Raw genomic sequence first — 8,383 nt, 5'->3', positions numbered from 1 at the left:
TGCCGATACGGTTGGCTGTTGAACATCAATAGTCCAATCTTTAACAGCCTTTTTAGCATCGCGATCTTTTCTATTTCTTAGAGTAGTTCCCGAAATACTCAGTTTTGCATACGTTTGATCATCTGAGCATGGCTCTGCTTTATCCGACTGACCAGTTTGATATTGGTATGATGGATCGGTCGGGACTTGCATCTTGGAAGGAATCATAGAAATACCCTTATGCTTGTTGTTTATGTAAGAAAAAAATTCATAAATTTGCGAGGTATTGGCTACTCTCGCAGCTTTATAGATTAGAGAAACTTGGATAAAGTTCCCTAATTCATGAAATTTATAAATAAACGTTTTTCAGTTTTACATAATTATCGGCTGAGTACTTAAAGAAACTACGCTCTTGTTCCGATATTTCCCGCGTTTTTTTAGCCGGGTTGCCCTTGTAGACAAAGCCACTGTCAAGACGCTTGCCAGGGGGGACCAGACAACCGGCGGCGACAATGACCTCCTCTTCTACCACTGCGCCATCCAGAATGATGGCACCAATACCGATCAGACATCGATTTTTAATAGTACAACCATGCAGAACCGCTTTATGTCCTACTGTTACCTCATCACCAATGGTCAACGGATGGCCAGAGGGTTGGTAATCACTGGCATGGGTAATGTGCAGAACTGCACCGTCCTGTATGCTGGTCTTGCTGCCAATACGGATTGAATGCATATCACCGCGGATAACCGCCATTGGCCATACAGAGCTGTCATTCCCGATGGTGACATCGCCAAGCACAAATGCACTCTCGTTGATGTAGACCCTTTCGCCAAGAACTGGCATTTTATTATTGAAGCTTTTGATGGCTTGATTCATTGGGCAGGGCTCCTCTGGTGTTTCTGCCTTGGTGGATGCGGCTGATGGAAAGTGCATTGATCGGATTCTGCTTGAATTCATCCGATGATGCACCCATCTACTACCAATAATTACTATGAAATTTAACGAGTACAGAGAGCTGTCCTATGGTTAACCCGTTATTGGAATCCAGTGAACTTCCCCCATTTTCCAAAATTCAGCCAGAACATGTAAAACCCGCCATCGAAGCCATTATTGCTGATAATGAGCAGGCGGTGGCGGCATTACTGGCTTCTGGTGCCGGAGGTGCCACGCTCGGATGGCACTCATTGCAGGAGCCCCTGGATCAGCTAGATGACCGCCTGGGGCAGGCATGGTCACCGGTTGGCCATATGAACGCGGTGGTCAACAGTGAGGCGCTGCGGGAAGCCTACAATGGCTGTTTGCCGATGTTATCGGAATACTCTACCCGTCTGGGGCAGAATCGTCAGTTGTTTGAGGCTTACCAGTCCCTTGCAGACTCTGAAGAGTTTAATCAGCTGGACAGCGCCCAGCAAAAAGTGATTAACGATAACCTCAGGGATTTTCGTTTAGCCGGTGTTGCTTTGGAAGATGAGCAAAAAGCCCGTTTCGGTGAGATCAAAAAACAGCTGTCCGAACTGACCAGTCAGTTCTCTGATAATGTGCTGGACGCCACCATGGCCTGGAGCAAACTGATTACCGATGAATCGGAACTGGCTGGTTTACCTGAGTCCGCCATGGCCGGGGCAAGGCAGCTGGCTGAGGCTAAAGAGAAAGAGGGTTGGCTGTTGAATCTGGACTTTCCCAGCTACTTTCCGGTGATGACCTATTGCGATAACCGGGAACTCAGGAAAGAGGTTTACACCGCCTTCTCTACCCGCGCTTCAGACCAGGGACCCAATGCCGGGGAGTTTGATAATACGGAAAATATCAGGGAGATTCTTAAGCTTCGCCATGAACTGGCCCGGTTACTGGGCTTTGCAAACTACACAGAATACTCTCTGGCCACCAAAATGGCACAGTCGCCGGACAAGGTCATTGAATTCCTGCAAGACCTGGCGGCAAAAAGTAAACCTCAGGCAGAAAAAGAGCTGGCGGAACTAAAAGCGTTTGCCAAAGCAGAGTTCGGTATTGAAGGTCTTGAAGCCTGGGATGTTGGTTATTATGGCGAGAAACTGCGTCAGCAACGTTATGCCATTTCCCAGGAAGAACTGCGCCCATGGTTTCCGGCAGAAAAAGCCATTGCCGGAATGTTTGACGTGGTCAATCGACTCTTTGGCATTGAGTTTGAAACTGTGGATAACGTGGATACCTGGCATAAGGATGTTCGCTTTTTTAACATCACCCGACAGGGAGAGGTAATCGGTCGTTTTTATCTGGACCTTTACGCCAGGGAGCATAAGCGTGGCGGTGCCTGGATGGATGTCTGCCGTTCCCGCTGGCAACAGGATGACAAGTTACAACTGCCGGTCGCTTACCTGACCTGTAACTTCACACCACCCGTAGGCGATAAACCGGCACTGTTGACCCATGACGAAGTGGTTACGCTGTTCCATGAGTTTGGCCATGGGCTGCACCATATGCTGACCAAAGTGGATTATGCAGCAATTTCCGGCATCAATGGCGTTGCCTGGGATGCCGTAGAATTGCCCAGTCAATTTATGGAGAACTGGTGCTGGGAGGAGGACGGCCTGGCCATTATCTCCGGTCATTTTGCAACCGGAGAGCCTCTGCCAGAGGCCATGCTGAATAAATTGCTGGCGGCCAAAAACTTCCAGTCTGCCATGATGATGGTCAGACAGCTGGAATTTTCACTCTTTGACTTCAAACTGCATAAAGAATACCGGGATAGCATCGATGTTCAGGCCCTGCTTGATGAGGTGCGCCAACAGGTGGCAGTGGTGATACCACCGTCTTTCAACCGTTTTCAGAACAGCTTCAGCCATATCTTTGCCGGTGGTTATGCTGCTGGCTATTACAGCTATAAGTGGGCCGAGGTGTTATCCGCTGACGCGTTTTCACGCTTTGAGGAAGAGGGGATTTTTAATCGGGAAACCGGTGAGTCCTTCCTTCATGAAGTGCTGGAAAAAGGCGGTTCAGCTGAACCTGTGACGCTGTTTGTCAACTTCCGTGGCCGAGCACCGGAGATTGATGCGTTGTTGCGACACAGCGGGATTCAAGCGGATTAATGACTTGGGCTTATTTTGCAAAACAGATGAGTAAAACAACCTTTTGAAATAAATACGCAGCAGTTGATTTAAGGTGCTTTGTGCTGCGTATAAAAGTCAAAATCATCAGTCAGAGATCAAAAGCCATGAAAACCAGGCGCTTCATTGCAGGCGCGGTATGCCCTGCCTGCGGCACAATGGATTCAGTTCGAATGTTTCGCAGTGAGACCGGGCGGGATTACCGGGAATGTGTTGAATGCGGCTTCAGCGATGAGATGGACGTCAATCCCAAGCTGGAAGGAAATTTGCCAGAAGCCCGTATTACCAGGGAAGAGAGTGTTCTGGAAGATCATACTGACATTATTCGATTTATTGATGACCCAACAGGAAAAAAATAGTGAGGGTGCATTAATAATATGGTCTACATTACTATATGGAAAATTTAAGCTGCCTGGTTAAATCCGTTGAAAGGTTAAGTCTATATGTTGGCACCAGTACCGACCCAAGTAAGCCCGGAAGAAGCACTATGTTTACAGGCTTCCCGACGGTGTTTCGATCTTGAGAAGAAATGCTGCACTTTCAGGGGGCTTAATGTCACAAGGCTGGATGTTTTCAGAAGCTTCATGTTGGTAGTAGAGTATGCTTCATTGGGCGCTGTTACAGGGGCGGCCCTGGGTGTTGTTACCGGTAGTATTGTCGGCGTTTTAGCAGGCGGTTTGGCAGGAACCCTGGCAGGCAGTACAGTAGCAGGTGCAGCTAGTGCCGTTGTTGTTTATACAGGTGCTGAACATACTGCATTAAAGCGTGTCGGTCATGGTGCTCTGGGAGGTTTCATTGGCGCTGGTACAGGTGTACTCCTGAGACCCGCGGTTATAGCTCTGGAAAATGCACTGGGAATAGAAGGAGTGGCAAAAGGTGCATTAGATGGCGTTTTCGCTGGTGCGGTGGCTGGTTCTATCTCAGCCTTGCCTGCAGGTATTGCAACCGTAATAAATAATTATTTTATCAGGAATAGAGTCGTAGAGAGATCAGACCCTGTGGTTCAATTATCCAATACTGTAGAGCCTGATCAAATGCTGGAACTTTCCGAGGTTACGACTCATACTGCCAGAGCCAGATCAACAGTGGTGGCTATCGACAATGAAGCGTTTGTTGAAGATAACCTTTAATAAATCGCAGTAACACGAAGAATCACAGATCAGGCCGAAGCAGTGAATTTCAGCTCAATACCCAGATTATTCGACAGGCAGTTCCAGCGTGACCAGATCCTGATCCACTCTTCTGCACTGTGGTCATGGATGAGTGTCCTGAACTTCTCTTCATTGAAGATCGGTTGTGAACGCATCATCTGATCCACCGTTCTGCCTACAATCACATCCAGCTCATTAGCAAAGTCTTCCCCCAGTATTGAGTGAACTATCAGATTAGCCCAGGTCATATTTGTCGGAATCAGTGTTGACCCTGTTTTTACGTGGTATTGGTCGTTTACTTCTTCAATGAGTCGATGGGCAAAATAGGCTTTATCCAGCAATAAATCGAGCCCGGATATGAGCTGATCACTGATTGTGTCAGCCATAAAATTTTCTTCAACAATATCCAGAAATGGTGAAATAACATGGTGAACCCCGACTTGCCGGGAGGCTTCATTAAGCGCTTCCAGAAAGTCAGGAACATGGTCAATATAATCCATTGTGAAACTCAACAATGTCTCACAGGCGTTGTCCTCAGGCAGTTCAATGGTGCGATGTAATTGTTCAATCTGATCACTGATAAGCTTTTGCAGGTGTCTGCTTTGCGCTTCCTGCTCTTTGACCTGAATGATTAACTGTCGGATTGCCTGCACATCCATATTGATCCCCTGTGTTTATCCTTTAATGCCAGCTGGAATGACTGGCAATGATGGCTGTCCGGTAGTCATTAAAAAAACTATAGTACGGATTATAAGACAAGAGATAGTAAATATTCATTTTTTATATATTTCAAGATTTTTATAAATAAAATAATTTAGCAACTGGCGTTCGAAATCTGTATATCAGTCATTTTAATGAGCGATATTATGCCGTTGCTTTTGTGGTATCAGGAGGCTGTCCAGAAGGCCGGGGCTGAACATTAGGAAAATGTTTCAACAGAAGGGGAACCATCTGTTGTTCGATGGGTCCAAAATCCTTAAAAATGTATCGTTGTTCTGGCTGAGTAGGACTTTTCTGAATAATTTAATGCCTGGTGATACAATTCATCGTTATTGTCAGCCTGAAATCTGTATCCCAAAATTAACTTAAAGGTCCAAAAGTTATGTTGCCCGAAGCACGTCTCGATGTTCAATCATTGCCTTTAATGCCGTCTGAATCAGAGGTCAGTGAAGTTGCTATTGCAACGGCATTCAACAGCAACGTCAAGATAGCAGCCCGCTGTCCACGGCAGCTTCCTGATTCCGGGGAGCGTCCAGAGCACTCGCTGGATGAACAACAAATCACGGCGCTAAAGCCTGACGGCGTAAAAACAGAGCTTGTCAAATCACCAACCACGTTTCAGGAAAATGACTTATTACTCGTTTACCCTTGTAATTCAGTTGACAGAGGGGATCCAGGCCTGAATTTAAAGATTAATCCAAAACAGCTTAAAAAAAATCTTTCTAATAGCATAGGTGATTTTTTGTATGAGGAATGGATAGATCATAAAAGAAAAAGTCCTCCTGCACAGGAGGAAATAAAGTCACTGACTGATTCAATATTGGCAAGGCTTCCTGCAGAATTGACTGAGTTCCTGAACAAAGACTGGTCCGGTAAAGAGTTTCTTGCTCCCGATGAGTATCAAGCTCTGGCGAAGTTCCATAGCGCAATCATTTCGCTTAAATGCGATGACCTGGAATACCGGAATGACAAAAATGAAGAGGACTTTGAACAATTTTATATAAAGGAGTGTTTACCCTTGCGAGCTGGCTGGAGCGAAAAAGAAATAAAACTCATAGAGTTTTGGTTGAATGAGGAATTAGAGGATTGTCAGCGTTACCCTGACGCTGAACGGATGAAAGAATATATTAAAACATGCCATTATGGCATATTCAAAGCCCACTGCGTGACGGTTTGTGACGACTGTATTTCTCGTGTTGTTGAAAACTGGGAATCCTATGAATTCTTTAAAAAAATGATGAGTCAGGGGAAGGTATTGCAGTAACACAGAACCTTCAGGTGGTTTATTGATTGAACTTTTCATAACCCCCTTTGTCTCATATAACAGGAATCAACCATAGTTAATCAGGTACTGTTTGATTCCACAGATCAGTGTTTTTTATCAACTTGATAAGTCAGGTATTTGACGATGTCCCCTTTACCAGCAAGCTTACCCCCTTCTTTACTGGCATTAGCCAATCAAATCAATACTCCAGCATTACAAAACATACCCTTTACTAATGATCCTGACTGTATTGTCAGGGATTGTATCAACCAATTATCCTTTAAACTCTTACAATCCCCAGATGATACCAGTGCGGTATTGTCCTCCATGAGCCTGCTCCTGGCACTGGGCATGCTGATAGCTACTATGGATAATAACTGTGACAAGGAGCGAATTCTGTGCCTGCCAGAAGGCTCCCTTACTAAACAATTGGAGGAAGCAATACATCAGTTGCTTGGCCAATACAACGAGGAGTTCTCCTTCGATAAACACCGGATAGTTTCCTCAGTAAACTTTTTTGTATCCGGGTATTACTCTCAGAACCCAGCGTTTGCACGGATTCTGTCTGAACATTATCACACAGAAATATTACATCCCTCATTAACAGAAAATGCTGCTGAAGTTGCCACAGAATTTGTCAGTAGAGTCACTGAAGGCCAAATAACCAAGCTATTTAATAATCCTGGGCTGTTTAAAATTGCCATGGGGAATGTTTTATTATTTCAGGGAGCGTGGACAAAAGCTTTTAATGAAAGTAACACTGTTGAATTCCCATTTTGCTGTTCAAACGGCAGAATCATTAAAAATGTCAAAATGATGCAGTCAAAGGAGCTATTGCAATTTACCAACTCAGGAAGATTTACCGCTATCTCTAAACAACTCAAGCATAATGGTGAAAAGTTAAACTTTATTGCCATAAAACCCAATGCGGGTACATCTATAAATGATTTTGATAGTAGCCACCGTGACCAAATGATCCAGATGTTAGCAGAGGCTGACCACCGAAAGGTGAACCTCATGCTTCCGAAAATCGAGATAGATACAACCATTGAAAACCTTTTGGATAAAATTGCTGAAATCAGTGGGACTGATATAACAATCGACCAGCTAAACAGACTGGGTTTAGTTCCGGGTGACGCCCTGGATGTTTTTCAGAAAATAAAAGCCTCTATTAATGAGTCCGGTGCCAAGGTTGCAGTGACAACTATTGTAAAAGGAGAAACCTGCGGCAGGCCTGAAAAGGAAATTGAATTTACATTTAATAGTTCCGGTTATATTGCCTTTGTTGACGAAGGTGGTCGGCGATTACTGGAGCTGATGATTAAAGATGGTGAATTTCTGGTCACTGACGGATTGACATAAATAATTTAATCCATCTAACTGAGTAAGTCGATGGAATCGAACAATCAAATAAAGGGTGTGAATTGCTATGAATTCATCATTCAACACCGCTATACGCACCCTATACTGCAGTTTGAATCACCGATTATTGCCTCTGGTGGAACCAATAGTGCGGGTCGTGAGGCTACCCTTGTGTACGCTATATCCACAATCAACAAAGCCTGCCACTGTGGCACATTGGAAGCTGGTTGTCTAACGGCCTGTGACCGATGTCGATACCGGATTACTGAAAACTGTCAGGTATATGAACGCCTTAAAATACTTGCGAACCAGAAATTGTCATAACACAGGCATTTTCCTTCCGGTGTTTTAAATTTAGATTCCTCCTTAGAGTGACTGTGTAATTAGTCAGACAATATCAATACGTTTGGTTAAACGCTTTTAAGGACCAGGCAGAGTCTGGTTAGACATACTGCCCCTCTGCTTTTTGGTACAATAATTGCTTGCAGCTAAAAAAGAATATCTTGTTTATAAATTTTTGCACCGTAGGGCATAAGTAAAAATATTGTTTAATTACAACCCTTTAAAGGCATATCATGAATTATATCAAGAGATTAATAAACGACATATATAGTATTTTTAAATTGGCGATTTCATTTTTTTTCAGCATGTTGTTTAATGGTTTTTTAGAACTATACTCTATAACGATTATTGTCAGACTTAGAGTGTTCTTCTTGGAATTATTTGTCATAGTATTTCTATGGTATGAGGTGTTGGATTTGCAATTAAGTAGTTGGCCAAATGGAATCGTATATTTCTGGCTAAGTGGACAGTTGCTATG

8 protein-coding genes are annotated in these 8,383 nt (G+C 44.2%); 5 read left to right on the top strand and 3 right to left on the bottom strand.

The annotated features are described in order from the left end of the window. On the bottom strand, nt 1-207 hold a 207-nt coding region (locus KDK14_RS11100; protein WP_257265178.1), incomplete at its 3' end, for a hypothetical protein. 121 nt (nt 208-328) lie between these two features. Beyond that, entirely contained in the window at nt 329-859 is a 531-nt protein-coding gene (locus tag KDK14_RS11095; RefSeq protein ID WP_257265180.1) for a gamma carbonic anhydrase family protein, read from the bottom strand. Between the two features lie 146 nt (nt 860-1,005). Here KDK14_RS11095 and prlC point away from each other — a divergent pair, with 146 nt between their 5' ends. The 3 genes from prlC to KDK14_RS11080 all read left to right on the top strand — a co-directional run bounded on the left by prlC (nt 1,006) and on the right by KDK14_RS11080 (nt 4,196). Next, a complete protein-coding gene (prlC, locus tag KDK14_RS11090; protein ID WP_257265177.1) occupies nt 1,006-3,048 on the top strand; it encodes an oligopeptidase A in 2,043 nt (680 codons plus the stop codon). Nucleotides 3,049-3,173: 125 nt separating this feature from the next. Further along, nucleotides 3,174-3,425, top strand: a complete 252-nt coding sequence (locus tag KDK14_RS11085) for a YheV family putative zinc ribbon protein (RefSeq protein ID WP_257265179.1) — start codon at nt 3,174-3,176, stop codon at nt 3,423-3,425. An 84-nt stretch (nt 3,426-3,509) separates the two neighbouring features. Continuing rightward, nucleotides 3,510-4,196 (top strand): hypothetical protein, encoded by a 687-nt coding sequence (locus KDK14_RS11080; protein WP_257265176.1) that lies wholly within the window; start codon nt 3,510-3,512, stop codon nt 4,194-4,196. 29 nt (nt 4,197-4,225) lie between these two features. Here the strand turns inward: KDK14_RS11080 and KDK14_RS11075 are convergent, their stop codons facing one another. Continuing rightward, nucleotides 4,226-4,876, bottom strand: a complete 651-nt coding sequence (locus tag KDK14_RS11075) for a hypothetical protein (RefSeq protein WP_257265175.1) — start codon at nt 4,874-4,876, stop codon at nt 4,226-4,228. Nucleotides 4,877-5,319: 443 nt separating this feature from the next. Here KDK14_RS11075 and KDK14_RS11070 point away from each other — a divergent pair, with 443 nt between their 5' ends. Together KDK14_RS11070 and KDK14_RS11065 are read left to right on the top strand one after the other, a co-directional pair. Next, the gene (locus KDK14_RS11070; RefSeq protein ID WP_257265174.1) at nt 5,320-6,201 is read left to right on the top strand and encodes a hypothetical protein; all 882 of its coding nucleotides are present in this window, start codon (nt 5,320-5,322) and stop codon (nt 6,199-6,201) included. Between the two features lie 144 nt (nt 6,202-6,345). Beyond that, nucleotides 6,346-7,563, top strand: a complete 1,218-nt coding sequence (locus KDK14_RS11065) for a serpin family protein (RefSeq protein WP_257265173.1) — start codon at nt 6,346-6,348, stop codon at nt 7,561-7,563. The last annotated feature ends 820 nt before the right edge of the window (nt 7,564-8,383 follow it).

The organism is Endozoicomonas sp. ONNA2 (assembly GCF_024606365.1).
GTDB lineage: Bacteria > Pseudomonadota > Gammaproteobacteria > Pseudomonadales > Endozoicomonadaceae > Endozoicomonas.
Note: the sequence above shows the minus strand (reverse complement) of the source record. Positions and strands in the feature narration are given on the sequence as shown.

What these genes read in the sequence shown, in the direction of transcription:
- KDK14_RS11075 (WP_257265175.1), bottom strand. Translation starts at nt 4,876, where the DNA reads ATGGATGTGCAGGCAATCCGACAGTTAATCATTCAGGTCAAAGAGCAG.
- KDK14_RS11070 (WP_257265174.1), top strand. Translation starts at nt 5,320, where the DNA reads ATGTTGCCCGAAGCACGTCTCGATGTTCAATCATTGCCTTTAATGCCG.
- KDK14_RS11085 (WP_257265179.1), top strand. Translation starts at nt 3,174, where the DNA reads ATGAAAACCAGGCGCTTCATTGCAGGCGCGGTATGCCCTGCCTGCGGC.
- KDK14_RS11065 (WP_257265173.1), top strand. Translation starts at nt 6,346, where the DNA reads ATGTCCCCTTTACCAGCAAGCTTACCCCCTTCTTTACTGGCATTAGCC.
- KDK14_RS11095 (WP_257265180.1), bottom strand. Translation starts at nt 859, where the DNA reads ATGAATCAAGCCATCAAAAGCTTCAATAATAAAATGCCAGTTCTTGGC.
- KDK14_RS11080 (WP_257265176.1), top strand. Translation starts at nt 3,510, where the DNA reads ATGTTGGCACCAGTACCGACCCAAGTAAGCCCGGAAGAAGCACTATGT.
- prlC (WP_257265177.1), top strand. Translation starts at nt 1,006, where the DNA reads ATGGTTAACCCGTTATTGGAATCCAGTGAACTTCCCCCATTTTCCAAA.